General features: G+C 71.7%; 26 protein-coding genes. 7 read left to right on the top strand and 19 right to left on the bottom strand.

Annotated elements, in window-relative coordinates; genetic code table 11:
• Positions 1-5: 5 nt before the first annotated feature.
• Positions 6-2,618 carry a bifunctional acetate--CoA ligase family protein/GNAT family N-acetyltransferase gene (locus BLW76_RS22500; protein ID WP_091310580.1) on the bottom strand — a complete coding sequence of 871 codons (2,613 nt, stop codon included), beginning with the start codon at positions 2,616-2,618 and terminating at the stop codon, positions 6-8.
• Between the two features lie 67 nt (positions 2,619-2,685).
• On the bottom strand, positions 2,686-3,096 hold the full coding sequence (locus BLW76_RS22495) for an Hsp20/alpha crystallin family protein (protein WP_091310577.1): 411 nt from the start codon (positions 3,094-3,096) through the stop codon (positions 2,686-2,688).
• Positions 3,097-3,280: 184 nt separating this feature from the next.
• Between BLW76_RS22495 and BLW76_RS48660 the strand changes: the two genes are divergently transcribed.
• Positions 3,281-3,535, top strand: coding sequence for a dsRBD fold-containing protein (locus BLW76_RS48660; protein ID WP_167384683.1), 255 nt, complete (start codon positions 3,281-3,283; stop codon positions 3,533-3,535).
• 4 nt (positions 3,536-3,539) lie between these two features.
• On the opposite strand, the gene BLW76_RS22485 is transcribed toward BLW76_RS48660, so the two are convergent.
• Positions 3,540-5,234 carry a sensor histidine kinase gene (locus BLW76_RS22485; RefSeq protein ID WP_091310574.1) on the bottom strand — a complete coding sequence of 565 codons (1,695 nt, stop codon included), beginning with the start codon at positions 5,232-5,234 and terminating at the stop codon, positions 3,540-3,542.
• A 145-nt stretch (positions 5,235-5,379) separates the two neighbouring features.
• Here BLW76_RS22485 and BLW76_RS22480 point away from each other — a divergent pair, with 145 nt between their 5' ends.
• Positions 5,380-6,366 (top strand): Acg family FMN-binding oxidoreductase, encoded by a 987-nt coding sequence (locus BLW76_RS22480; RefSeq protein ID WP_208613354.1) that lies wholly within the window; start codon positions 5,380-5,382, stop codon positions 6,364-6,366.
• A gap of 22 nt (positions 6,367-6,388) precedes the next feature.
• Here BLW76_RS22480 and BLW76_RS22475 read toward each other — a convergent pair whose 3' ends face one another.
• On the bottom strand, positions 6,389-7,027 hold the full coding sequence (locus BLW76_RS22475; RefSeq protein ID WP_167384682.1) for a response regulator: 639 nt from the start codon (positions 7,025-7,027) through the stop codon (positions 6,389-6,391).
• Between the two features lie 165 nt (positions 7,028-7,192).
• On the opposite strand from BLW76_RS22475, the gene BLW76_RS22470 reads away from it, so the two are divergent.
• Both BLW76_RS22470 and BLW76_RS22465 read left to right on the top strand, forming a co-directional pair.
• Complete coding sequence (locus BLW76_RS22470) at positions 7,193-7,411, top strand: hypothetical protein (protein WP_091310572.1); 219 nt, start codon at positions 7,193-7,195, stop codon at positions 7,409-7,411.
• Between the two features lie 9 nt (positions 7,412-7,420).
• Entirely contained in the window at positions 7,421-8,128 is a 708-nt protein-coding gene (locus BLW76_RS22465; protein ID WP_091310570.1) for a hypothetical protein, read from the top strand.
• Positions 8,129-8,175: 47 nt separating this feature from the next.
• Here the strand turns inward: BLW76_RS22465 and BLW76_RS22460 are convergent, their stop codons facing one another.
• From BLW76_RS22460 to BLW76_RS22410, 11 genes are all read right to left on the bottom strand, one after another.
• Positions 8,176-10,521, bottom strand: coding sequence for a phosphoketolase family protein (locus tag BLW76_RS22460; RefSeq protein WP_091310567.1), 2,346 nt, complete (start codon positions 10,519-10,521; stop codon positions 8,176-8,178).
• Complete coding sequence (locus BLW76_RS22455) at positions 10,518-11,423, bottom strand: universal stress protein (RefSeq protein ID WP_091310564.1); 906 nt, start codon at positions 11,421-11,423, stop codon at positions 10,518-10,520. Before BLW76_RS22455 ends, BLW76_RS22460 begins: the two co-directional genes overlap by 4 nt.
• The gene (locus BLW76_RS22450; protein WP_091310563.1) at positions 11,420-12,028 is read right to left on the bottom strand and encodes a CBS domain-containing protein; all 609 of its coding nucleotides are present in this window, start codon (positions 12,026-12,028) and stop codon (positions 11,420-11,422) included. Before BLW76_RS22450 ends, BLW76_RS22455 begins: the two co-directional genes overlap by 4 nt.
• Positions 12,029-12,109: 81 nt before the next feature.
• Positions 12,110-13,099 (bottom strand): CHAD domain-containing protein, encoded by a 990-nt coding sequence (locus BLW76_RS22445; RefSeq protein WP_091310560.1) that lies wholly within the window; start codon positions 13,097-13,099, stop codon positions 12,110-12,112.
• Complete coding sequence (locus BLW76_RS22440) at positions 13,096-13,503, bottom strand: hypothetical protein (RefSeq protein ID WP_091310558.1); 408 nt, start codon at positions 13,501-13,503, stop codon at positions 13,096-13,098. Before BLW76_RS22440 ends, BLW76_RS22445 begins: the two co-directional genes overlap by 4 nt.
• Positions 13,500-14,405: a universal stress protein gene (locus BLW76_RS22435; protein WP_091310556.1), complete on the bottom strand. Its 906-nt coding sequence runs from the start codon at positions 14,403-14,405 to the stop codon at positions 13,500-13,502. The genes BLW76_RS22440 and BLW76_RS22435 overlap by 4 nt, the downstream gene beginning before the upstream one ends.
• Positions 14,389-14,667, bottom strand: a complete 279-nt coding sequence (locus tag BLW76_RS22430; RefSeq protein WP_091310553.1) for a DUF1918 domain-containing protein — start codon at positions 14,665-14,667, stop codon at positions 14,389-14,391. The genes BLW76_RS22435 and BLW76_RS22430 overlap by 17 nt, the downstream gene beginning before the upstream one ends.
• Before the next feature lie 13 nt (positions 14,668-14,680).
• Positions 14,681-16,054: a DUF4389 domain-containing protein gene (locus tag BLW76_RS22425; RefSeq protein ID WP_091310551.1), complete on the bottom strand. Its 1,374-nt coding sequence runs from the start codon at positions 16,052-16,054 to the stop codon at positions 14,681-14,683.
• Positions 16,051-16,575 (bottom strand): flavodoxin domain-containing protein, encoded by a 525-nt coding sequence (locus tag BLW76_RS22420; protein ID WP_091310549.1) that lies wholly within the window; start codon positions 16,573-16,575, stop codon positions 16,051-16,053. Before BLW76_RS22420 ends, BLW76_RS22425 begins: the two co-directional genes overlap by 4 nt.
• The gene (locus BLW76_RS22415) at positions 16,572-17,153 is read right to left on the bottom strand and encodes a CBS domain-containing protein (RefSeq protein WP_091310547.1); all 582 of its coding nucleotides are present in this window, start codon (positions 17,151-17,153) and stop codon (positions 16,572-16,574) included. Before BLW76_RS22415 ends, BLW76_RS22420 begins: the two co-directional genes overlap by 4 nt.
• Positions 17,154-17,168: 15 nt before the next feature.
• The gene (locus tag BLW76_RS22410) at positions 17,169-17,951 is read right to left on the bottom strand and encodes a universal stress protein (protein WP_091310544.1); all 783 of its coding nucleotides are present in this window, start codon (positions 17,949-17,951) and stop codon (positions 17,169-17,171) included.
• Between the two features lie 129 nt (positions 17,952-18,080).
• Here BLW76_RS22410 and BLW76_RS22405 point away from each other — a divergent pair, with 129 nt between their 5' ends.
• Entirely contained in the window at positions 18,081-18,698 is a 618-nt protein-coding gene (locus BLW76_RS22405) for a hypothetical protein (protein WP_091310543.1), read from the top strand.
• Here BLW76_RS22405 and BLW76_RS22400 read toward each other — a convergent pair.
• Positions 18,689-18,880 (bottom strand): hypothetical protein, encoded by a 192-nt coding sequence (locus BLW76_RS22400; protein ID WP_091310540.1) that lies wholly within the window; start codon positions 18,878-18,880, stop codon positions 18,689-18,691. The two genes, BLW76_RS22405 and BLW76_RS22400, sit on opposite strands and share 10 nt — an antisense overlap.
• Positions 18,881-18,893: 13 nt before the next feature.
• Positions 18,894-19,700 carry a polyphosphate kinase 2 gene (gene ppk2 / locus BLW76_RS22395; protein WP_091310539.1) on the bottom strand — a complete coding sequence of 269 codons (807 nt, stop codon included), beginning with the start codon at positions 19,698-19,700 and terminating at the stop codon, positions 18,894-18,896.
• Between the two features lie 129 nt (positions 19,701-19,829).
• Here ppk2 and BLW76_RS22390 point away from each other — a divergent pair, with 129 nt between their 5' ends.
• Positions 19,830-20,960, top strand: a complete 1,131-nt coding sequence (locus BLW76_RS22390; RefSeq protein WP_091310537.1) for a site-2 protease family protein — start codon at positions 19,830-19,832, stop codon at positions 20,958-20,960.
• A gap of 10 nt (positions 20,961-20,970) precedes the next feature.
• Here BLW76_RS22390 and BLW76_RS22385 read toward each other — a convergent pair whose 3' ends face one another.
• Positions 20,971-21,381, bottom strand: a complete 411-nt coding sequence (locus BLW76_RS22385; protein WP_091310535.1) for a hypothetical protein — start codon at positions 21,379-21,381, stop codon at positions 20,971-20,973.
• Positions 21,378-22,586: an MFS transporter gene (locus BLW76_RS22380; protein WP_425266014.1), complete on the bottom strand. Its 1,209-nt coding sequence runs from the start codon at positions 22,584-22,586 to the stop codon at positions 21,378-21,380. The genes BLW76_RS22385 and BLW76_RS22380 overlap by 4 nt, the downstream gene beginning before the upstream one ends.
• 242 nt (positions 22,587-22,828) lie before the next feature.
• On the opposite strand from BLW76_RS22380, the gene BLW76_RS22375 reads away from it, so the two are divergent.
• A complete protein-coding gene (locus BLW76_RS22375; RefSeq protein WP_425266056.1) occupies positions 22,829-24,028 on the top strand; it encodes an IS110 family RNA-guided transposase in 1,200 nt (399 codons plus the stop codon).
• Positions 24,029-24,158 lie beyond the last annotated feature (130 nt).

The raw sequence follows: 24,158 nt of genomic DNA, 5'->3' as shown, positions 1-24,158 counted from the left end.
CTCCTTCAGTCTCGCAGCCGGCGCAGGAACGGGTCTTCGGCCGCGACATGCTCCAGACGGGCGCGGACGTCCAGCGCCACGCACCCGTCCGAGCGCACGCGCACCGGGTTGAGGTCCAGTTCGGCCAGTTCCGGCACCAGCTCGGCCAGCCGGCTGACCTTCAGCAGCAACTCGCGCACCGCAGCCCGATCCAGTCCGGACGCCCAGAGCGCCTTCGACGACCGCAACCCGTCCAAGAGCAGGTCCGCGTCGGCGCCGGTGAGCGGCGCGAGCCGGGCGGCGTGGTCGGCGATCAGGTCGGTGTCGACGCCGCCGAGGCCGAACACGACCAGCGGACCGAACACCGGGTCCGAACGCACGCCGACCAGCAGCTCCCGGCCGGGTTCGGCCATCGGCTGGACCGTCACGCCACGCAGGGCGGACCCGAAACGCGACCGCAAGATCCGGAACGCTTCCATGATCCGGTCCGCGCCACGCACGTTGAGCAGGACGCCGCCGCCGGCGGTCTTGTGCAGCAGGCCGTCGGCGTCGGCCTTGAGCACGACCGGCGAGCCGAGGTCGGCGGCCGCGGCGTCCATCGAGTCGCCGGCTTCGACGTAGTGGGTCTCCACCATGGGGATGTCGGCGAGCCGGAGCAGTTCGACGGCGTCGGCGGGCGGCAGCCAGCCTTCGCGCTCGCGGGCGAAGGTGCGCAGCGCGTCCGGATCTGCCAGGGACTCGAGGCGCTCGTCGGCTTCCGGCCGGTTCAGCCACTGCTCGTAGCGGACGAGCCGGGCCAGCACCGCGGCGGCCGCGGCGGGGTCGTCGTAGCAGGCGGTGACGCCGCGGCCGGGCACCAGCGGCGCCACCCGGGCGCGTTGACCGGGCCGGACGGCGAAGACGGTCTTGTACTCGGGCGGGAGCACCGCGGCGAGCGACGCGCCGGGGTCGCCGACGGCGGTGGGCACGGTCGCGGCGATGACCGCGTCGACGCCGTCGTCGTCGAGGACCGCGCGCAGCGCGTCGGCGAACACCTCCGCACGCACGGCCGCCGTCGTGTCGACCGGGTTCCGCACGGCCGCCTCGGCCGGCAGCACCTTCGCGAGGCGGTCCCGGGTGTCTTGGGACAGCTCGGCCATGACCAGGCCTTCGCGCTCGCAGGCGTCGGCGGCGAGGACTCCGGCGCCACCCGCGTTGCTCACCACGGCCACCCGCGGGCCGCCGGGCAGCAGCTGCCAGGACAGCCCGGCGATGACGTCCACCAGCTCGGCGACGGTGTCGACGGCGATGACGCCGGCCTGCTCGAACAGCGCGTCCCGGGTAACGGCCGGAGTGGCGGCCGCGGCGGTGTGCGAGGCGGCCGCGCGCTGGGCGGTGTCGCCGCTGCCGGAGCGGACGGCGAGCACCGGGCGGGTGCGGGCGAGCCGGCGGGCCAGCCGGCTGAACTTGCGCGGGTTGCCGAACGACTCGAGGTAGAGCACGGCCAGCTCGGTGCGGCGGTCGGCGGCCCACCACATCAGCAGGTCGTTGCCGCTGACGTCGTACTTGTCCCCGGTGGAGACCAAAGTGGACACACCGAGGCCGAGGTCGCCGAGCGATTCGGCGAGCGCGATGCCGACGCCACCGGACTGCGTGACGACGCCGATGTTGCCCGGCTTGACCGGCGTGGCGAGGAACGTCAGGTCGTAAGGGCTGGCCGGATCGGTGGAGACGACGCCGAGGCAGTTCGGCCCGACCAGCCGCAGGCCGTACTCGCGCACGGCCGCGTGGACGCGCTCGCCGGCGCCGGTACCGGTCAGTCCGGAAGAGATGATGACGACGGCTCGGACCCCGCGTTTGCCGCACTCTTCGACGGCCTGCGCGGCGGCCGGCGCGGGGAGGCAGATCACGGCGAGTTCGGGGGTGCGGGTCAGCGCCGCGACGGACGGGACGCTCGGCACGCCGAGGATCTCGTCCGCGTGCGGGTTCACCACCTCGACCGGGCCGGGAAAGCCGGAGGCGACCAGGTTTCCCAGCACGGCGTTCCCCACCGAGCCCGGGCGCCGCCCCGCCCCGATCACGGCGACCGAGGACGGCCGGAACAGGTGCGCGAGGCTGGCGGCGTCGGCGACCGAGTCGCGCTCCAGCACCGCCTCGACGTAGGCGGGCTCTTCTTCGAGGACCATCACGACATCACGTTCCGGGCCGCCGATGCTGGCCTCGAAGCGCAGACCGAGGTCTCGGAAGACGTGGATGACGTTGGCGTTTTCGGCGAGCACTTCGGCGAGGAACCGCTTCAGGCCGGTTTTCCGGGCGTGCGAGACGAGATGCTCCATCAGCAGGGTCGCCACGCCCTGGGTGCGTACCGTCGCGTCGACCACCAGAGCGACCTCGGCATCGGCCGAGTCGGCGAGCACCTCGTAGTTGGCGACGCCGATGAGCGCACCGCGCTGGTAGCAGCCCACGGCGTAGTGGCCGGGGCCGGGCTCGGCGGCGATCTCCGCCGCCAGCTTGGCCAACCCGGACGGAGTGCCGAAGAACCGGAAGTAGGTGTCCTGCTGGGTGAGCCGGGTGTGCAGGGCGAGCACCTCGGCGGTGTCGCCCGGGTGCAACGGGCGCACGAGCACCACGTCGCCGCGTGCGAGCAGGGCCCGGGTCATCGCATCTCCTCAGGGGCATGAGGGTGGGCGCGGCCGACCGAGGGCCGCGCCCACCGCGGAGGGTCACCTAGTCCTTGGTGACCTGGATCTTCACGTGCTTGTCGCGCGGGTGCTCCGAAACCGGCATCGAGATCTCGAGGATGCCGTCGGTGTACGTCGCCTTGACCTTCGCCGGGTCGGCCCCGGCCGGCAGGCTGACCGTGCGGCTGAAGGTGCCATAGTAGAACTCACTGCGGCCGCCTTCGGCGGTTTCCTTCGCCTCACGCTCGGCGGAGATGGTCAGCAGCCCGTTGTGCGTGGTCACGGAGATGTGCTTCTCCGGGTCGAAGCCGGGCAGTTCGGCCCGCACGAGGTACTTGCCGTCCTCAGTGGACTCCTCGATCCGGACCGGGTTGTGCTCGGCGAACGGCCAGGGGTTCTCCAGCCACGCCGCGATGCTCGGCAACGCCAGGCGTGAGCCCGGCACCAGGGCAGTCATCCGTTCCTCCTTCCGTGCGACATCCGGTGTCGCAAGACAAGGAGACCTCGGATCGGTGGTCCGGCGACGCGGCCGGATTGCCCGAACCGGGAGGACCTTCGTCACCGAAGCCGGGCGTGAGGATCCTGTTGGGCCGTTCGGCCCAGCTGGCACCGTCGGGTGCCGGGGACGGAGAGGAGCGGCCATGACGCAGCAAACCCGGAACTGGCAGTTCGACGTCACGATGGATCACGAGCCGCGCCGGACGCGGGCCCAAATCGTCCTGCGCGCTCCGGAGGGCTACGAGTTCTCCGGGGTGGGCCTGGCCCACCGCAGCGGGCCTGCCCGGGTGTCCGGCTACCTCGCGCTGGGCCGGGCGATGTCCGACCTCACCGAAGAGCTGCTGGAGGCCGCGATGATCGAGCTCGAGGTGGAAGCCGACCGTGTCTGGAGCTCCTGACTGCTCAGGCGACCGGCGCCGACCACTCGATCGTGACCCCACCTTCGGGCCCGCTGTCGAGCGTGAACGTCCCGCCCGACGTCTCCGCCCGGTCGCGCAGGTTGCCCAGCCCGCTCGGCGAGATCCCCTCCGCGAGCCCCTTGCCGTCGTCGGCCACCACGACGCGGATCAGGTCGTCCTTCACCGCGATCGACACCGCCAGCGTCGACGCCTGCGCGTGCCGCACAGCGTTGCTGACCGCCTCCCGCACCACGGCTTCGACGTGTTCGGCCAGCTGGGTGGGCACCGTGTCGATCGAGCCGGACATGCTCACCGTCGGCTGCAACGGTGCGTCGTCGGTCAGCTCGGCGATCGCGTCGTGCAGCCGGTGCCGCAGCCTGATCCCCGTCTCCCCCGCCGCGCCGCCGTGCAGGTCGAAAATCGCCGTGCGGATCTCCTGGACGATCTCGTGCAACTGCTCGATGCTGTCCCCGAGCCGCTTCTGCAACTCCGGCGACTTCGTCCGCCGCTGCGTGCTCTGCATCGACAACCCCACCGCGAACAACCGCTGGATCACGTGATCATGCAGATCACGCGCGATCCGGTCGCGATCGCCCAGCACGTCCAGCTCCCGCGCCGCCCGCTGCTGCGCCGCCAACTGCAACGCCAGCGCCGCCTGGTCGGCGAAGGACGCCACCACCGACAGCTGCGCCGCTTCGAATCCGGCGGAACCGACCTCCCGAGCGGCGATCAGGACGCCGGTCGTCCGGTCCCCCGCCCGCAGCGGCACCACCATCGCGGGCCCGAACCGGTGCTCGCGCAGCGCCAGTTCGGGCACGCTGCGCGGCGTCCGGTCCCGGTACACCGAACCGGAGACGCTCTCCTCGATGTCGACGCGCGTCCCCGACAGCTCCGAAGCGCGCGTCCCGGCGCACACGGTGACCGTCAGGTCGTCGACGTCCTCGTCCCAGTCCTCGTCGACGTCCCATCGCCCGGAGTTCGGCAGCGCCAGCATCGTGACGTCGGAGCCGGTGAGTTCGAGGGTCCGGCCGGCGATGAGGCTCAGCGCCTCGGCCGGGTCCGTGCCGCCCAGCAGCTCCGTGGTCACCTCGCTCGTGGCGGCCAGCCACTGCTGCCGCACGCGCGCCTGCTCGTAGAGATGGGCGTTCTCGATCGCGATACCGGCCGCGGCGGCCAGCGCCTGCACGACAACCTCGTCGTCATCGGTGAACTGCTCGCCGTTCTTCTTCTCGGTCAGATACAGCCGCCCGAACACCTCGTCACGCACCCGCACCGGCACCCCGAGAAACGAATGCATCGGCGGGTGGTGCGCCGGAAACCCCACCGACGCCGGATGCGCCGAGATCTCCTCCAGCCTCAGCGGCTTGGCCTCGTCGATGACCACACCCAGCACGCCGTGGCCGGTCGGCAGGTCACCGATGAGCCGGCGGGTCTCGTCGTCGATGCCGAGGTAGATGAATTCGGCCATGGAGCCGTCCTCGGCCAGCACCCCGAGGGCGCCGTACTTCGCCTCGCCCAGCTCGATCGCCGCCTGCACGATCCGCCGGAGCGTGGTGTCCAGCTCCAGCCCGGACGCGACGGCCAGGACGGCGTCGAGCAGGCCGTCCATCTTGTCCCGGGTGCCGATCAGCAGCTCGATCCGATCCTGCAGGTCACGCAGCACCTCCCGCAGCCGCAACCCGGACAACGTGCCCGCCATCCGCCGCGGCTCCTGCCCGGATTCGCTCACTAGGCCTCCGCATCATCGGTGACTTTGTCCCCTTTCCGCGGCACTGCGCGGCGAGAGACCGTCGAACCAAGCGTTCGGATCACCAGTGTGCCGCCCCGCGGCACGAGGGGAAACCATGACACTACCCATCACTTCGATCGGCTTGCTGGACTCCGATCAGGTGAAGTCCGTCATCGGCGCTGCGGTACTGGCGCCGTCGACGCACAATACGCAGCCCTGGCGCTTCCGCTGCACCCCCGCGGGCCTGGAGCTGCACGCCGACCCGGAACGCGCCCTGCCGGTGGCCGACGCCGACCGGCGCGAACTGCTGCTCTCCTGCGGGGCCGCGCTGTTCAACCTGCGCACGGCCATCCAGGCGCTGGGCGCCCACCCGGCCACGACGCTGTTCCCCCGCCGCGACGACCCGACGCTGCTGGCCGTGGTCCGGCCGTTCGCGGCCCGCCGTCCCGACCCCCGTTTGATCGAACTGGCGGACGCGATCCCCCGCCGGCACACGAACCGGACACCGTTCGAAGCGAGCACGATCCCGGCGTCCGTGGTCGCCAGGCTGCGCCACGCCGCCGAAGTCGAACAGGCGTGGCTGCCGCGGCTGAGCGGGACTCAGCTGGAGGGCCTGCGCGAGCTGGTCCACAAGGGGCATCACGCCCAGCTCGCGGACCCGGCGTTCCTGACCGAGTGGCGGCAGTGGACCGGGCGGGGCCTGGAGAGCCGCGACGGCGTCCCCGAATACGCGGCCGGGTCGATGCCCTCGAACAACGGCGGCTGGGTGCTCCGCGACTTCGGCACCCGGCTGCGCGGCCTGCCGGACGACTCCGAGCCGCTGGTCGTGGTCATCGGCTCCTTCGACGACACGGCCGTCGACCGGCTCCGAGCCGGTCAGGCGATGCAGCGGGTCCTGCTGACCGCCACGGCCGCCGGCCTCGACGCGTCGTTCATCTCGCAGCCGGTCGAGGTCCCGGCGGTCCGGGCGGAACTGCGACAGCTGCTCGGCGGGGGCCTGTGGCCGCAGATCGTGCTGCGCCTGGGGCGCGGCGCGCCGGTGCCGTGGACGCCGCGGCGGTCTCTGGCGGACGTCCTGCTGGAGCAGTCGCCGTTGAGGTGAGCGCGCGAATGCGCGGCCGGGCTCAGCCGCCTGGGTTGCGCAGCTCGGTGGCCAGCACGGCCGCCTGCGTCCGCCGCTCCAGGCCCAGCTTCGTCAGCAGCCGGGAGACGTAGTTCTTCACCGTCTTCTCGGCCAGGAACATCCGCTCGGAGATCTGCCGGTTGGTCAGCCCCTCCCCGATCAGTTCGAGGAGCTTCCGCTCCTGGTCCGACAGGTCGGAGAGGGGGCCTTTCTTCGCCTGGCTGTCGCGCAGCTTCGCCATCAACGCCGCCGTCGCGTGCGCGTCGAGCAGGGACTTGCCCGCGCCCACGTCCCGGACCGCCGAGACCAGGTCCATGCCCTTGATGTCCTTGATCACGAACCCGCTCGCGCCGGCCATGACCGCGTCCAGCATCGCCTGCTCGTCGGTGAACGAGGTCAGCATCAGGCACTTGAGCTCCGGCAGCTTCGACCGCAGCTCCCGGGCCAGTTCGATGCCGTTGCCGTCGGGCAGGCGGACGTCCAGCACCGCCACGTCGGGGTTCAGCGCCGGGATCCGGGCCAGCGCCTGCGACACACTGGCGGCCTGGCCGACCACGGTGAGGTTCTCGTCCTCGTCCAGCAGGTCGGCGACGCCACGGCGGACGACCTCGTGGTCGTCGACGAGGAACACACGGAGCACGGGAACCTCCCAAAGACAGGTTGGACAGGCTCAGCGTACGACCGCAAGGCCCCCGGCGGCAGGGACCCGAGACCGTCCCGGAAGTGACCAAGGACCCAAGGGCCGGACGCTCTCCGCACCGGTCGCCGGGACTGTGGCGGAGAACAACCGCCTCAGCGCCGCCGGGTGGCCCTGGCCAGCGCGTTGCCGGCGGCCGACGTCCTGAAGGCGACCGAAGGCCAGGTGGCGCTGGTGGTCACACACAGCCCCGCGGAGATCGCCGAGCTGCCGGCGGTGAAGGTCTCTGCCGGCAGGTCCGTGAGCGCGACCGAGCGATCCGTCCTGGATTTGTCAGGTATTTTCCGGCTTTCAATGGCTAGCGTGAGGATATTTCTTCTGTCGTAGGGAGTTGCCTTGAGCGGGAACCGCGACTACACCCGAGGCGACCGAGCGGCCTTGATTTCACTGAGCGCGGGAACGTGCTACTGGCCGGGATGTCCCGAACCGATCGTCCGTGAGGTCGAAGGCACTTACAAGATCGCCCTCGCGATCGCCCACATCTGCGCGTTGAAGGCCACCGGCGAGCGTTACGACCCGAGAATGACCGACGCCGAGCGCGACGCCTTCGAAAATCTGATCTTCCTCTGTCACCCGCACCACCAGGTGATCGACGAAAGCGGCGCCGCGAAGAAGTGGCCGGCTGAGCCGCTGCGGCAATGGAAGGAAATCCGCGAGCGCGGCGGCATCCAGCAGCTGCGTGACCTCCGGCACCTCACCGAAGACCGCCTCGCCGAAATCATCAATCAGGCGATCGCGGCGCGCGAAGACGAGATCAAGCACACCCTGATCAGATTGGAACAGAGTGACGCCGAAGCGGCCGCACTTCTCAAGGAACTCCGCGTCGAGCTGCACGCGGCCCGGACCGCGAGCTCCCCGGTCAACCTCGACGCCGCTGAGCTGCTCTACCACGCGGCGAGGAACCTGTCCCACCTTGGCGACAGCGCGGAGGTCCTGAACAGCGCCGCAGGTAAGCTCGTTGGGCTCGAAGACAATGCGAATACGCTGAGGAACGCTGCCGAAGACATCCGGCGTGCGGTGCAAAGCATGGGCGACTACCGGTAACTGCCGTAGATGAGCGCCGCGGCCAGGACGGCCGCGGCGGTCACGGCTCAGCCCTCCCAGGTCCAGTGCCGCACCTCGGGCAGGTCCTCGCCGTGGGTGCGGATGTAGCGGCGGTGCCGGCCCTGGGCCTCGGTCATCCGCTGCCGCAGCACGCCCGCTGTCGCCGCCAGGCCCGGCACCCGGTCGAGCACGTCGATCACCAGCTGGAACCGGTCCAGGTGGTTGAGCACCAGCATGTCGAACGGTGTGGTGGTGGTGCCGTGCTCGGTGTAACCGCGGACGTGGAGGTCGTGGTGACCGGTACGGCGGTAGGCCAGGCGGTGGATCAGCCATGGATAGCCGTGGTAGGCGAAGATCACCGGGCGGTCCGGGGTGAACAACGCGTCGTACTCCCGGTCCGAGAGACCGTGCGGGTGCTCGGCCTCCGGCTGCAGGCGCATCAGGTCGACGACGTTCACCACCCGGACGGCCAGGTCCGGCAGCTCCTGCCGCAGGATCTGCGCGGCGGCGAGGACTTCCAGGGTCGGCGCGTCACCCGCGCAGGCCAGGACGACGTCGGGCTCGCGGTCGGTGTGCGTGCTCGCCCACTCCCAGATGCTCACGCCGCGAGCGCAGTGGAGCGCGGCCTGTTCGGCATCGAGCCAGTTCGGGGTGTCGTTCTTGCCCGCGACCACCACGTTCACGTAATCGCGGGAACGCAGGCAGTGCGCCGCGACCTCCAGCAGGGTGTTGGTGTCCGGCGGGAAGTACACCCGCACGACCTCGGAGCTCTTGTTCGCCACGTGGTCGACGAACCCCGGGTCCTGGTGGGAGAACCCGTTGTGGTCCTGCCGCCACACGTGCGAGGTCAGCAGGTAGTTCAGCGACGCCACCGGCCGCCGCCACGGGATCTGCCGGTGCACCCGCAGCCATTTGATGTGCTGGTTGACCATCGAGTCGACGATGTGCACGAACGCCTCGTAGCACGAGAACAGCCCGTGCCGCCCCGAGAGGAGGTAGCCCTCGAGCCAGCCCTGGCACAGGTGCTCCGACAGCACTTCGAGCACGCGGCCGTCGCGGGCCAGGTGCTCGTCGACCGGTTCGACGGCGGCCTGCCATTCCTTGGCGGTGACGTCGTAGACCGCGTCCAGCCGGTTGGACGCCGTCTCGTCCGGGCCGAACAGGCGGAAGTTCGCCCGCTCGGCGTTGAGCGCGAAGACGTCCCGCAGGTACCGGCCCAGCACCCGGGTCGGCTCCGCCACCGTCGCCCCCGGCGTGGCGACCGGGGCGGCGTGGGACGCGGTGTCCGGCAGCGTCAACGGCCGCAGCAGCACCCCGCCGTTGGCGTGCGGATTCGCCCCCATCCGCCGCTCGCCCACCGGGATCATCGCGGTGACCTCGGTGACGGGACGGCCGCGCTCGTCGAACAACTCCGCAGGGCGGTACGACAGCAGCCAGTCCTCCAGCTGCTTCAGGTGGTCTGCGTTGTGCCGGACCTCGGCCAGCGGCACCTGATGCGCCCGCCACGTCCCTTCCACCGGCTTGCCGTCCACAACAGACGGTCCGGTCCAGCCCTTGGGGCTGCGCAGCACGATCATCGGCCACACCCCGCGCCGCTCCGCGAGGGTGGCGACAGCTGCATCGAGCGAGGAGGCCATGGCCTGGTGCATCGTCACCGGATCGCTGCCCTCGACGTGGATCGGCTCGTAGCCGTAGCCGCGCAAGAGCGCGTCCAGCTCGGCCGGTGGAATCCGCGACAGAACCGTCGGGTTGGCGATCTTGTACCCGTTCAGGTGCAGGATCGGCAGCACCGCGCCGTCACGGACCGGGTCGAGGAACTTGTTGGCGTGCCAGGACGTCGCCAGCGGCCCGGTCTCGGCTTCGCCGTCCCCGACCACGCAGGCCACCAGCAGGCCCGGGTTGTCGAACGCGGCGCCGAAGGCGTGCGCGAGCGAATAGCCCAGCTCGCCGCCTTCGTGGATCGAGCCGGGCACCTGCGGAGCCACGTGGCTCGGCACACCGCCCGGGAAGGAGAACTGCCGGAACAGCTCGGCCATCCCGGCGGCGTCCCGCGTCACCTCGGGCCACGCGTCGGTGTAGCTGCCTTCGAGCCACGTGTTGGCCAGCAGGGCCGGGCCGCCGTGGCCCGGGCCGGTGACCAGCATCGCGTTCAGGTCGTGGGCGAGGATCGCCCGGTTCAGGTGCGCGTAGACGAAGTTCAGGCCGGGCGAGGTTCCCCAGTGCCCGAGCAGCCTCGGCTTGACGTGCTCGGGACGCAGCTGCTCGCGCAGCAGCGGGTTCGCCATCAGGTAGATCTGGCCGGCCGAGAGGTAGTTCGCGGCCCGCCAGAGGGCGTCCACCTGGGCGAGTTCGGTGCCGCTTAGCACCGAAGGGCGGGCTTCGACGGCGGTCATGCCTTCCGCTCCGGGCGGACCACGAGCACCGGGCACTGGGCGTGCTGGACCAGCGCCTGGCTGGTCGAGCCCAGGAGCATACCGGTGAAGCCACCGCGGCCGCGGCTGCCGACGACGACCAGCTGCGCTTCCTCGGAGATTTCGAGCAGCGCGCGCCTCGGCCGGTCGCGCACGAGCACGCGCCCGATCTCGACGTCCGGGTACTTCTCCGGCCAGCCGGCGAGCCGCTCGGTCAGCAACCGGTCTTCGCCCTCTTCGAGGGTTCCCGGCTGGGTGAGGATCCGAGCCGTGCCGCGCGTGTCTTCGTAGACGATGTCGTTCCACGCGTGCACCGCGACCAGCGGGACACCGCGGAGCGAAGCCTCCTCGAACGCGACGGCGATGGCCTGCTCGCTGTTCGGGCTGCCGTCGATGCCGACCGCGACCGGGCCGGTCTCCGGGACGATCGCCGAGTCGTGGCGCCCGCGGATGACGGCGACCGGGCAGTGCGCGTGGGCGGCGACCGTGGCCGCCGTGCCGCCGACCAGCATGCCGGTGAACCCGCCGGTGCCGGTCCGGCCGACGACGAGCATCCGGGCGTGACGGGACTCGTCGATCAGCGTCGGCACCGGCGGGTCGTTGGGCAGATCGGTGACGATGACCAGGTCCTTGTCGATCGACGCGGCGAGCGTGCGGGCGTCGGCGATCGCTCGTTCGCCGTCCTTCTGCACCGCCTCGAACAGCGTGGCCGCCCCGATACCGGTCATCCCGCCGCCGTAGTAGAGACCGGCGACCTGCAGGCCGTGCACGATCTTCAGCTGGAGCCGGCGCCGGGAGGCGAGCTTCGCCGCCCACGTGACGGCGGCGGTCGAGCCCGCCGAGCCGTCGACGCCGACGGTGATCCTCGGGTCGTTGACGGTCATCGTTTCTGCTCCTCACCCGCGTAGGCGGTCTCTGCGGCGACGACCCCGGGCACGGCCAGTGCCAGCAACTGGGCGACGTGCCGGTCGGTGTCGTCGTCGTACTGGTCGGTGATGTGCACGAACCCGTCGTGGACGTCGACGTGCCAGCGGCCGCTGCCGCCGTAGATCTCCAGGCGGTGCCTGACGTCCCGGGCGATCTCGACGTCGTCCCGCGCGAGCACCCGGACGACGTCGCCGCGAGTGACGATCCCGACGACGGCCGAGCCGTCGACGATCGGCACCGCCCGGATCCGGGCGTCCACCAGTGCCTGGCACAGGTCGGCGACGTCGGTGCCGGTGCTCATCGCGGTGACAGGAGCGGTCATGACGTCGCCGACGGTCTTGCCGGCGGCGCTCTCGCGGGGTTCGTGGAGGTAGCGGGGGTCGGCCGGGATGCGGCCGCGGATCAGGTCGGCCTCGGTGACGATGCCGGCCAGCCGGTCGTCGTCGTCGACCACGGGCAGTGCGGTGAAGCCGTGCGCCGCCAGCAGCTCGGCCGCCACCTTGGCGGACGTCCACGGGCGCACGGTGATCACCGGCGCGGTCATCAGGTCGCGTGCTCGCATCGGGAATTCCTTTCCGGTCCCCACCAATCTAGGAAGACCGGTCCCCGTTCACCGCCGTCATCGGTCACCGGTCGCGAGGACTTACGTCCCTTCACCCGAGCAGGTCCACAGTGGACGAAGGTCCCGCCGGAGGTCGCGCCAGGATTTACGGACGCGCAGGTGCTCACCGGCGACCACGGAGTCCTGGAAATCACCGAGCAGGCGCTGGAAGGCCCGCAGCGCCTCCGCGTCCACGGGCATGACGGGCGCCCCGGCTTCGAGGGCGTACCTCAGCCGTTCGACGGCTTTCTGGACGTCAAGGACAGCACGCTCCTGGTCGGGTGCTGCGGGCAGGGCCGCGACCCGGCCGTCAACCTCTTCGGCCACGGCGCGGGCCAAGGGAGGCAGGACCTTCGCGGCCGGGCGGCGGGCCGCTTTGGGCCGATCGCGGCGCGGCTGTTCGCTGAGCACGACTTCGAGCACGTCGAGGGCGTTCAGCAACTGCACGTACCGGTAGCTGTCCAACGCCTGCGGCACCGGGGCACCGGTGTCATCGGCAAGCTGGGCTGGTGCGAGCTCCCCGCCCAGCCAGCGCAGGGCTCCGCCGAACTCCTTCAGGAGCTTCCGTCCGCCGAGCACCGGCGCGTAGGCGGTGAAGACCCCGCGCAGGCGGCGCGCGGCGACGCGCAACCGGTGCACCGAATCGGGCATTCCCCGCCGGACGGCCAGGTCCGCGGCGGCCAGCGCGGCGATCTGCGCCCGCACGTACTCCAGGACCACGCCCCGGGCCGAACCGTCGTGCGGCCGGGCCGGCACCGCGATCCGGTCGCCCAGGCGCGCCCGCAGGTCCTCCCGGCCACCGCGGAGCCGCGCGACGGGAACCAGCTGGTCGTCGCGGGTGTAGGCACGCACGAGCCGGGACAGCGTCGGCGGCACCCCACGATCCGAACCGGCCATGCTGATCGGCCCGTCCGCGGTGTCGAGGCACCACCGGCCGTCCTGGATCCCCAGCGTGAGGTTGTGCCGGAGCAAGCGAAGCGAATCCGTGTCGAAGAACTCCGTCTCGTGCAGGCTCGTCACGGTGGCGCTCATGACGACCCCAGCCGGTGGCGGGCCAGCAGCGCGAGCCCGAGCAGCACCACGAGGAGCGCCACGGTCACCCACTGGACCGGCGCACGCACCCCGAGCACGCCGAACTGGATCGCCAGCCAGCCGGTGAGCACCGCGCAGGCGGCCAGGGCCGCGATCGGCGCCCGGAAGTCGATCCGCCAGGCGAACACCGACGCCGCGGCCAGCGACCCGCCGACGACGAGCACGAGCGCGACGCCCGGCAGCGCCCAGCTGGTCAGCCCGAGCGGGGCCAGCCATTCGACCGGCATGGTGAATCCCGGCGCTCCGGCGATCAGGGCAATCCCGCCGTACACCGCGCTTGCGGCGAGCAGGCTTTCGAACGTCGCCAGCAGGCGCATCGTGGCGCGGGTCCGGGCGGTGGTCATCTCGTGCTCCCGACCGGCCGCACCACCGCCACCGGGCACGGCGAGTGCGCGATCAGCGCCTGGCTCGTCGAGCCGAGCAGCATGCCGGTGAACCCGCCGCGGCCGCGGCAGCCGACCACGACGAGCTGGGCGTCCTCGCCCCGCTCCAGCAGCGTGCGCACCGGTCGGCCGCGGACGACCTCCAGCTCGATCGCCAGCTCGGGGTACTTGCGCTGCCAGCCCGCGACCTGCTCGGCCAGCTTGCCGCGCTCGGCGGCCGCGATCTCGGCCGGATCTTCCTGCAGCGGGTGGGGGCGCAGCATGCCGTCGGCGAGGACGTCGCTCCACGTGTGCACCGCGACCAGCGCGGCGCCACGCAACCTCGCCTCTTCACAGGCGAAGGCGATGGCGGCCTCGCTGTCGGGCGAACCGTCGGACCCGACGACCACCGGGCCTGCGCTCGGCGGCGGATCGTGCGGGGTCCGGCCCCGGACGACGACGATCGGGCAGTGCGTGTGCGCCGCCACCGCAACGGCGGTCGAGCCGACGAGCAGCCCGGTGAACCCGCCCAGTCCGCGTGAGCCGAGCACGATCAGCTCGGCGTGCTGTGACTCCTGCACTAGCGCGGTGACCGGGCTCCATTCCCGCGCCGCGGTGACGACCTCCAGACCGGGGTGCTCGGCGAGCACCGCGCCCTTCGCGTCGGCCAGCCGGCCCTCGGCCCGTTCGGCCAGCCCGGCTCGGACCTGCTCGTGGGTGCCGAACGCGACGGGTGCCTTCACCTGCGGCAGTGCGTAAACCTGGACCAGGCGAAGGGGCCGTCCCCGGCGGACGGCTTCCCCGCCGGCCCACACAGCGGCCTGCACCGCCGAACTCGAACCGTCGATCCCGGTGACGACGGCGCCGTCAACGAACCCGGACATGGCCGCCCTCCTCGTGGAGATACCGCCGGACCCGGTCGAAGCGGGTACGCGCGCGGTCTTCGGCCGACCGTTCCTCCTCGGCGGTCAGCACGACCGCGTCGGGACCGGGGAAGACCGTCGACACGTGGTCGTCGGCCGTCCAGCGGACGACGTACGGCGGCGATCCGTCGGCCGAGCGGACCTCGAGGATCCGGCCGCGCTGTTCGGGCGCGTCGGCCCACGGTCCCTTGACGACGAGCCAGTCGCCCGGCTGTGCGTGCATGGTCGTTCCTCTCTCAGGCGTCCACAGTGGATGGTTCAGGGGCGTTCGGGCGGTGCGCGGCTCGGTGCGCGGCCACGCCGATCAGCACGACGCCGCCGGCCAGCACCACGAGACCGGACACGAGCAGCGCCAAGGCGACCCAGCCGAGGGCGGGTGCGGTCGCGCCCGCTTCGGCGCGCACGGAGATCCCCCGCGAGACGTCCGCGTTCATCACGACAGCGGTCCACTGCCCGTTCAGCACCGGCCAGGCGACGGTCTGCGTGCCCGCGCCGGACGCGCTCGCGACCCACACCCCGGCATCGCCGGGCGGACCGGCCGGGGCACCGCCCGGATGCGTGCGGTTGCCCGCGGTCGTGTACTCGGTCGCGGCCAGGTACCGCTCGACGGCGTCCGTGCGGCCGATGCCCACGAAAACCGGACGGCCGCCGGTGTCCGTCACGCGGATCCGGACGTCACCGACGAAGCCCTCGAACTTCGGCACCGACACGCCCTCCAGCCGCACCGGATCGGTGGCGAAGGCATACCCGCTCGAGACGAACGTGGTGGACGCGGTGAGGTAGCCGTCCGCGTCACGCTGGGTGCGGTCGGCCCACAGCACCGCCGTGCCGCCGGTGAGCAGGCCCATCGAGCCGAGCACCAGCACGGCACCGGTGGCCGCGGCGGCGATCCGCCCGGCTGTCCAGCCCGACGCGTGCGGGTGGGGCGGCTGCGGGTGCGGTGGTTCGTGGCCGGCCTCGGCGCCACCCATGTCGAGCCGGAACGGCGGGTACTCGTCCGTCATCAGCGACACGTAGGCGGCCACCCGCAGCACCCAGCGGTCCATGCCCAGGACGAAGTCGAAGATCGGCCGCGGGTAGCGACCGGTGACCAGCAACACCACCCCGGCGACCAGGACCAGCACGCCGACGAGACCGCCGGCGGCCCAATCGAAGCCGCCGTCGTCACCCGAGCGGAAGGCCAGCCAGGTGCCACCGCCGGCGAACAGGCCGACGACGACGAAGTGCGGGATGGCCAGCAGCCACCACTTCACCAGCACCAGCCCGCGCGAAAGCCGTTCCGGGTAGGCGATTTCGAGCCGGGCCGGGTAGTCCGGGACGTCGGCGAAGGTGAACGGCGGGTACCGGTCGGTCCCGAGCGCGGCGTAGGAGTAGTACTGCACCCGCCAGCTCCAGCGCAGCACGCCGGAGGTGAACTCGAACAGCGGCCGCGGATACCGGCCGGTGACGAGGATCGCGAAGAAGGCCACGATCGTGGCGAACGGGTAGGCGAACCACAGGAACGCCAGCACGATGTAGTGCGGAATGGCGAGCAGCCACTTCACCAGCCAGAGCCCGCGCGACAGCGGCTCGTCCAGCGTCGCCTCGACGCGGACCGGGTACTCGGTCATGACACGCTCCTTTCGACGTTGGCGAGGCTTGTCCCGATCTCGCGGCCCCAGGCGCGGATCATGGGCCAGTCCCGGTTGTCCGCGTCGGCCACCCGCAACGCGGCCACCACGGCGCGTTCGGGGAACTTGAGGGTGCGGCGGTCGATCTTGCCGCCGAACAGGCGGTGCCCGCGGGCGTTCAGCCGATGGACCAGGTCTTCGACGGCGACCGGCTCTTCGGCGGGATGCTGCTGTTCTCCGACGGGTCCGCTGGAGAACAGCCAGACCGGAACCCGGCACAGTTCGTCCGAAAAGGACTCCACGAGTTTCTTGGCCGGTTCCAGCCAATGACCCAGGTAGACGGCGCTGCCGATGACCACGGCGTCGAAGCCGTCGACCGAGCGCACCAGGCCGGCGTCGCGGACCTCGACCTGCGCCTGCACCCCGGCGTCGGTCAGCGCGGCGCCGAGGGCGGTGGCCACGCTTTCGGCGATCTCCCTGGTGGCCCCGTGCCGGGTGGCCACCGCGACGAGGATCTTCATGTCCGCACCGAGGTTTCTTCCCACAGTTCGACGCCGACGACGCCGTAGACCGTCTTGGCCAGTGCCGTCACGACCCGGCGCTCGGCCTCGTCGGTGAAGGTGCCGCGGATGGTCACCATGCCGCCGGTGACCGAAACCGCCCACCGGTCGCGGTGCCCGGAGTAGTCCGTGAGCAGCGCGTTGAGGTGCGAAGCGATCGAGTCGTCCTGGCGCACCAGAGGGGTGAGCATGTCGCGGCGGCTGACGATGCCCACGAGCACGCCGTCGTCGTCGACCACCGGGATGCTGCGGCGCCGGTCGCCCAGCATGCGGCGGGCGATCTCGGTGATGTCGGTGTCCAGGCGCACGGTCTCGGCGGGGGTCGTCATCATCGTGGCCACCAGCACGTCCGGTGCCGCGCCGGTGATACCGCTGCGGAGCGCGTCGGCTTCGGTGAACACGCCGAGGACCGCGTCGTCCTCGCCGACGACCGGCAACGCCGCGACGCAATGCTCGGTGAGCAGCACGATCGCTTCACGGACCGGCGTCGCGGGCCCGACCCGAACCACGGGCCTCGTCATGATGTCGCGTGCTTTCACGACGGCTCCTTTCCTTCAGTGCACGACCGCGACCGGACAGGCCGCGTGCGCGAGCAGGGCGTTGCCGGTCGAGCCGAGGATCCCGCCGGCGACCGGGCCGCGGCCCCGCGTTCCGATGACGATCAGCCGGGCGTCCGGAGCGGCGTGCTGCAACGCGCGGGCCGGGACACGCTCCGGCACGACCTGGGTGCGGACCTCGAGGTCCGGGTACCTGCGGCGCCGGCCGGCAACGTGGTCCGCCAGTTCGGCGTCGTCGTCGCCGGCGTGCACCACCAGCACCGGCGCGCGCGTCGCGGCCGCCTCCTCGAAGGCGAACCGCAGCGCGTGCTCACTCGATCCGGATCGGTCGATGCCCGCGACAACGGGACCCGTCCGGACCGGCTGGTGCGCCGGGACCACGACGACAGGACAGGGCGCCGCCGCGGCCACGCGCAGCGCCACCGAACCGATCAGCGCACCACGCAGGCCACCGAGGCCGCGCGAACCGAGAACGACCACTGCCGCGCCCGCCGCCTCCTCGAGCAGCAGGTCGGTGGCGAGCCCGAGCCGGACGGCCATCTCGACCCGTACGCCGGGAGCCCAGTCACGGACGATCCCGGCCGCGTGGCGCAGCCGGCGGTGGACGTGCTCCAGCAGGAGCTCGTCGTGCCCGTCGGCGGGGGTGTCCTCGCAGACGCAGGCGTGCAGCAGGCGCAACGTGGTGTCACGCCGCCCTGCTTCCCTCGCCGCCCACCGAACGGCGGCCAACGACGATGCCGAGGCATCCACCCCGGCGAGCACCGGCATGGTTGCGGTCATGAGTCCCTCCCGCGGGTCCGGAGGTTCAGCATGGTTGCGGCCGATACTCGCCGGTCAGGGCCCGAAGTCCCTTTCACCGGGGACCAAATCCGCCTGTCCGCGCGGTGCGGGTGCACCGACGCTGGGTGGATGACTGCACCTGATCTGTTCATCGACCACTTCCTGCCGCACCCGCACTTCGAGCTGGTGCGCACGACGATCGTGGACGCGCCGGTGAAGGACACCTATTCGGCGGCGCGCGAACTCGACTTCACCGACGTCCAGGGCGGCGTCGTCTCCGCTGCGGGGTGGCTGCGTGCGCTGCCCGAACGCTGGCACAACCGGCGGCACGGCCCGCCCCGCCGTCCGACCCGCATGACGGCCGACGACCTCGACGCCGGTTCCGAGTGGACCCTGCTCGGCGACCGGCCGGGCGCCGAGTTCGCGCTCGGCGTCGCGGGCAAGTTCTGGAAGCCGGTGATCACCTGGCGCCGGGTGGAATCCGACGACTTCGCGGCGTTCGACGAGCCCGGCTTCGGCAAGCTCGTGATGGCCGTGTCGGTGGTTCCCTACGGCGCGCACCGCGCGGTGCTGACCGTGCACACCCGGGTCCGGATGAGCGATCCGGAGAGCTGGCTGAAGTTCCGCCGCTACTGGCGGATCGCCCGGCCGGCCATCGGTTCGGTGCACACGGCGCTCGTCCGCACGGTGGCCGTGAAAGCCCGGGAGCGGGCCCTCGCGGCCTACACGCGCACCGATCAGCCCTGACGTTCGCCCGCCGGTTGCCGCGGTTCGTCCGCGGCAACCGGAGGAAGGTCCTCTTCGTTCTCCTTGATCGCGTGGTGTTCGACCACGTGCAGGTACCGGCCCACCTTCGGGCCGTGCCGCCCGCGCTCGGCGACGTCGCGACGTGCCTCGGCCTCGATGGCCGCCTTCTCCTTGGCATCCATGATTTCCTCCTGTTCAGCGCGGCAGCAGGGTCGCCGCGTGGTCGGGGACGTAGGTCTGCAGCCGCCGGTCGGGACGGAAATAGCCGGTCGGCTCCGGCCGCGGGGGCAGCGACACCGCCTGGCGAGGCACCTCGTAGTAGGGCACGCTGGCGAGCAGGTGCGCGATCATGTTCAGCCGCCCACGCCGCTTCTCCTCGCTTTCCACAACGTGCCAAGGGGACTCGGCGGTGTCGGTGTGCACGAACATGTCGTCCTTCGCCCGCGAGTAGTCCTCCCAGTGCGTCACGGACTGCAGATCGATCGTCGAGAGCTTCCAGCGGCGCATCGGATCGTCGAGGCGGGCGCGGAACCGGCGCTCCTGCTCGTCGACGCTGACGGAAAACCAGTACTTGCGGAGCAGGATGCCGTCGTCGGCGAGCAGCCGCTCGAAGATCGGGCACTGCTGCAGGAACCGCCGGTGCTCCTCGGGCGTGCAAAACCCCATGACGCGCTCGACGCCCGCGCGGTTGTACCAGCTGCGGTCGAACAACACGATCTCGCCCGCGGCGGGCAGATGCTCGATGTATCGCTGGAAGTACCACTGCGTCCGCTCGCGCTCGGTCGGGCTCGGCAACGCCGCGATCCGCACCACGCGCGGGTTGAGGTGCTCGGTGACGCGCTTGATGGTGCTGCCCTTGCCGGCGGCGTCGCGGCCCTCGAACACCACGACCAGGCGCGCCCCTTCGGCCCGGACCCATTCCTGGAGCTTCACCAGCTCGACCTGCAGGCGCAGCAGTTCGCGCTCGTAGATCGCGCGCGGGAGTTTCTTGGTTCCGGACATACTGCGACGCTACGAACACGGGTGCCGTCCGTGCTGCGGCCGGACGTCGGCGGAGCCGGGGTCTTTGGTCCCTCCCTCTGGGGCGGTGCGGCCCTCGCCCGCGCGCGCCCGCGGGAGGACGGTCGGAAGATGAACGCCACCTTCCCGCTCGGGCGCCCGGCCGGTATCCGGGTCGGCGCGCACTGGTCCGTGCTCTTGACCATGGCCCTGCTGGCCTGGTTCCTGGCCCGGTCACTGCTGGCGGAAGCGCTGCCCGGCCGGTCCCCGCTGGTCTACTGGGCGACCGGGACGGTGGGGGCCGTGGTGTTCCTGGCGTCGCTGCTGGTCCACGAGCTCAGCCACGCGCTCGTGGCGCGGCACCGCGGGCTCGCGGTGGACCGCGTCACGCTGTGGCTGTTCGGCGGCAGTACGGAGCTGACCGACGATGCCCCGACGCCGCGCACCGCGTTCGCCGTCGCGATCGCCGGCCCGGCGGCCAGCCTGCTGGCCGGGGCCGGCTTCCTGGGGACGTCCCTGCTGCTGTCCGGCGTCGCCGGCGTCACGCTCGCCTGGCTGGGCTGGACGAACCTGGTCCTGGCGGCGTTCAACCTGCTGCCCGGCGCGCCCCTGGACGGTGGGCGGGTCCTGCAGGCACTCGTCTGGTGGCGCACCGGCGACAAGCGGCGGGCCCAGGTCGCGGCTGCCCGGTCGGGCCGGGCCCTCGGGCTGGCCCTGGCCGCGCTGGGACTGGCCTGGCTGCTGTGGTCCGGCAGCTTCGCCGGGCTCTGGCTGGCCGGCGTCGGCTGGTTCATGAGCCTGAGCGCCCGGGCCGAGCTGGCCGTGGGCCCGGCGCGCGAGCTGCTGGGGCGGATCCGGCTCGGCGAGATCATGACTCCTGACCCGGTGACGGCGCCCGGCTGGTTCACCGTTCAGGGGTTCGTGGACCAGGCCGCGTCCGCACCGTTCCGCACCTACCCGGTGGTGACGTTCGACGGCCGTCCGGTCGGGGTGGTCAGCCTGGGGATGCTTGCCCGGGTGCCGGAGCAGGAGCGCGCCACGACGCGGGTCGAGAACGTCTGTGCCCGTCCGCCGGCGTGCCTGGAGGCCAGGCCGGAAACTCCGCTGACGGCGGTCCTCGGCCGGATCGGTGCGCGGCCCGGGCAGGACCTCGCCCTGGTCGTCTCGGACGGCGCGCTCGTCGGGGTGGTGGGCCCGGGTGACGTCGCGCGGACGCTGGAGCTGGCCGTGCTGGGTGCCGAAGCCCGCCGCCCGGCCCGATAGCGGCACGGCCTCATGCGCCGGCGAGCGCCGAGGCACCCAGCGCGACCAGCGTGACGACCTTGACCACCTCCAGTCCGACGTACACCAGATGGGCCCGGCTGCGGGGCCCTTCTTCCCCGGCGAGGACCCGATCCGACCGCCGCGTCAAGGCCGGCCGGACCGCGGCCAGCTGGAGCAGGAGGACCAGCACCACCGCGCCGGCCGCCGCCAGCGAGGCCGGTGAGCGGGGACCGATGAGCAACGTCACCCAGATCGCGACCGCCAGCAGAACCTCGATCCGGTTGAGGGCGGCGAACACGAGCCGTCCGATGCCCAGGCCGATCCGCAGCGTCACGTCCGGGGCGCGGAACTTCAGCGGGGCCTCCAGGAACGAGATGGCGAGCACCATGCCGAGCCAGGTGAACGCGAACGCGGCCGTCATGCCGCCCGCCGCCGGATGACGGTGGCCGTGAGGACGCCGGCGCCCGCCGCGGTGGCGGCGAGCAGCACGAACCCGAGCAGGTAGGCACCGGTCGCGCTGTACACCGCGCCCATGACCAGCGGCGGGAAGAAGCCGCCCAGGCCGCCGGCGGCACCGACGACTCCGGTCACCGCGCCGACCTCGGTCGGCGCCACCAGCCGGGCGACCAGCGCGAACACCGCGCCCGTCCCGGTGCCGAGCGCACCCGCCAGCCCGAGGAAGAGTGCGGTTCCGACGGGCACGAGCGGCGGCTCGAACGCGGCTCCCAGCGCGAGGACGCCCACCACGGCGAACACCGCCACGAGCAGCTTCACCGGGTCGAGCCGGTCCGACAGCCAGCCGCCCACCGGCCGCATCGCCACGGCGAGCACCACGAACCCGGCCGTGCGCAGGGCCGCGTCCCCGCGGTCCAGCCCGAACGACGTCACCAAGTACGTCGGGAGGTACACGCTGAACGCGACGAACCCGCCGAAGGCCACCGCGTAGAGCGCGCTCAGCTGGCTGGTCACCGGCATCCGCAGGGCCATGGCCAGGCGGCCGAGCAGGCTCCCGGTCGCGTGCGGCCGGTCCGGGCGGTCCCGCAGGACGAAGAACGCGAGCACGGCATAGCCGGCGAGCACCGCCGCGACGACGTCGAAGGGGAAGCTGTGCCCGAACGCCTTGGTCAGCTGGACGGTGGAGAACGCCGAGATCGCCGTGCCGCCCATCCCGGCGCCGAAGATGCCTAGCGCGAGCCCGCGGCGCCGCGGCGGGTACCACGCGTTGACGAACGGGATGCCGATCGCGAAGGTCGTCCCGCCGAGGCCGAGGAAGAAGCCACCGACGAGGTAGCCCGTCAACGAAGTGGCGCCGTGTCCCAGGTAGAGCACGGGGACCGCGGTCAGCAGGGCGACCACGGGGAACATGCGGCGGGCGCCGAGCCGGTCGGTGAGCGCGCCCACCGGGATCCGCCCGAGCGAGCCGACGATCACGGGCACCGCGACCAGGACGGCCTGCTGCAGCGAAGAGAGCTGCAGCTGATCCCGCAGCGTCGCGCCGAGCGGGGACAGCAGCGCCCACGCCCAGAAGGTGACCGCGAACCCGGCGGTCGCCATCGCGAGCATGAGACCGGCACGCGCGTCCGGCCGTGCCGGTGAACCGGGCTGGCGGGGCAAGGACTTCGTCACGACCGGCTCCATAAGATTGTTGGTGTTCAGGACGGGATGTTCTGGATGCCCAGGGCGATGGGGTGTGGCTGATGACGGCTTGCCTCGTGTGGTGGCTTCGAAGGAGTGGCCGCCCCGTCGTTCTGGACGCCCTGGCCGCTGATTGAAATCTGCGCTCGGTCGCTGTTTATGGAGCTGTCGGCGGGTCGTCCACCGGGCTGAGCTGCGAAGACGGGAGGACAGGCTGCGTGGCAGTGCACAAGATGTGGGTCGGGATCGACGTCGGCAAAGGCTTCCACCACGCCTGCGCGGTGGACGAGACCGGCAAGATCGTGTTCTCCCGGAAGGTCGCCAACAGCCAAGCCGCGATCGAGCAGCTGATCACCCGCACCACCGCGAAAGCCGCGGAGGTGGTGTGGGCGGTCGACATGACCTCCGGTGCGGCGAGCCTGCTGATCACGCTGCTGCTGGCCACCGGCCAGCCGGTGGTGTCGGTGCCGGGCCGGTTGGTCAACCGGATGGCCGGCGCGTTCGCCGGTGAAGGCAAAACCGACGCGCGTGACGCCCGCACCATCGCCGAAACCGCCCGCCTGCGTAGCGATCTCGCCCCGATCACCAGCCCCGACGCGGTCGTCACCGATCTGCAGGTGCTCACCGCGCGCCGCGAGGACCTGATGGCCGACTGGGTGCGCGGGGTCAACCGGATCCGGGAACTGCTGGCCTCGATTTTTCCCGCGCTGGAACGGGCGTTCGACTACTCCACCCGCTCGGCGCTGGTGCTGCTCACCGGGTTCCAGACCCCGGCCGGCATCCGCGCGGCCGAAGCGACTGGCCTGTCGGCCTATCTGGCCGAGCATGGTGCGTGGCCCAAGGGCATTCCGGCCATGGTGGACAAGGCCCTCGCCGCGGCAGCGGAGCAAACCGTGGCCCTGCCGGGAGAATCGGTGACCGCACCGTTGATCGCCCGGCTGGCCCGGCAGCTGCTGGAACTGGACCGGGAAATCAAAGACCTGGACAAGCAGCTCGGTGCACGGTTCGCCGAGCACCCCGACGCCGGGCCCATCACCAGCCTCGACGGATTCGGCCCCATCCTGGGGGCCCAGCTGCTCGCCGGGACCGGCGGCGACCTGCAGGCCGCGTTCCGCAGTTCCGCGCATCTGGCCGCCTACGCGGGTCTCGCGCCGGTGCCCCGCGATTCCGGGCGGATACGGGGCAACCTGCACCGGGCGAAGCGCTACCACCGCGGCCTGCGCCGGGTGTTCTACCTGGCCGCCCTGTCGGCCATCAAACGCCCCGACGGTCCCTCTCGGGCTTTCTACCTGCGCAAACGCGGCGAAGGGAAACGGCACACCCAAGCCCTGATCGCCTTGGCCCGCCGCCTGGTCGACGTCATCTGGGCGTTGCTGCGCGACGGCCGCGAGTTCCATCCCTCACCACCGCTCACGGCCACAGCCGCCGCTTGACACGATCATTGAAACTCCTTCGGGTCGACTGATCGCTCCCATCGTCGGGGGGCCGGAACCGGTGCGGAATGGTCCTTGGTCTTCTCGATCGAGGACCTTCGGCGTAGCTTCGGGACGTCCGTCCCTGACA

Source organism: Amycolatopsis tolypomycina (assembly GCF_900105945.1).
Lineage (GTDB): Bacteria > Actinomycetota > Actinomycetes > Mycobacteriales > Pseudonocardiaceae > Amycolatopsis > Amycolatopsis tolypomycina.
This window is presented reverse-complemented; position numbering and strand designations above follow the sequence as displayed.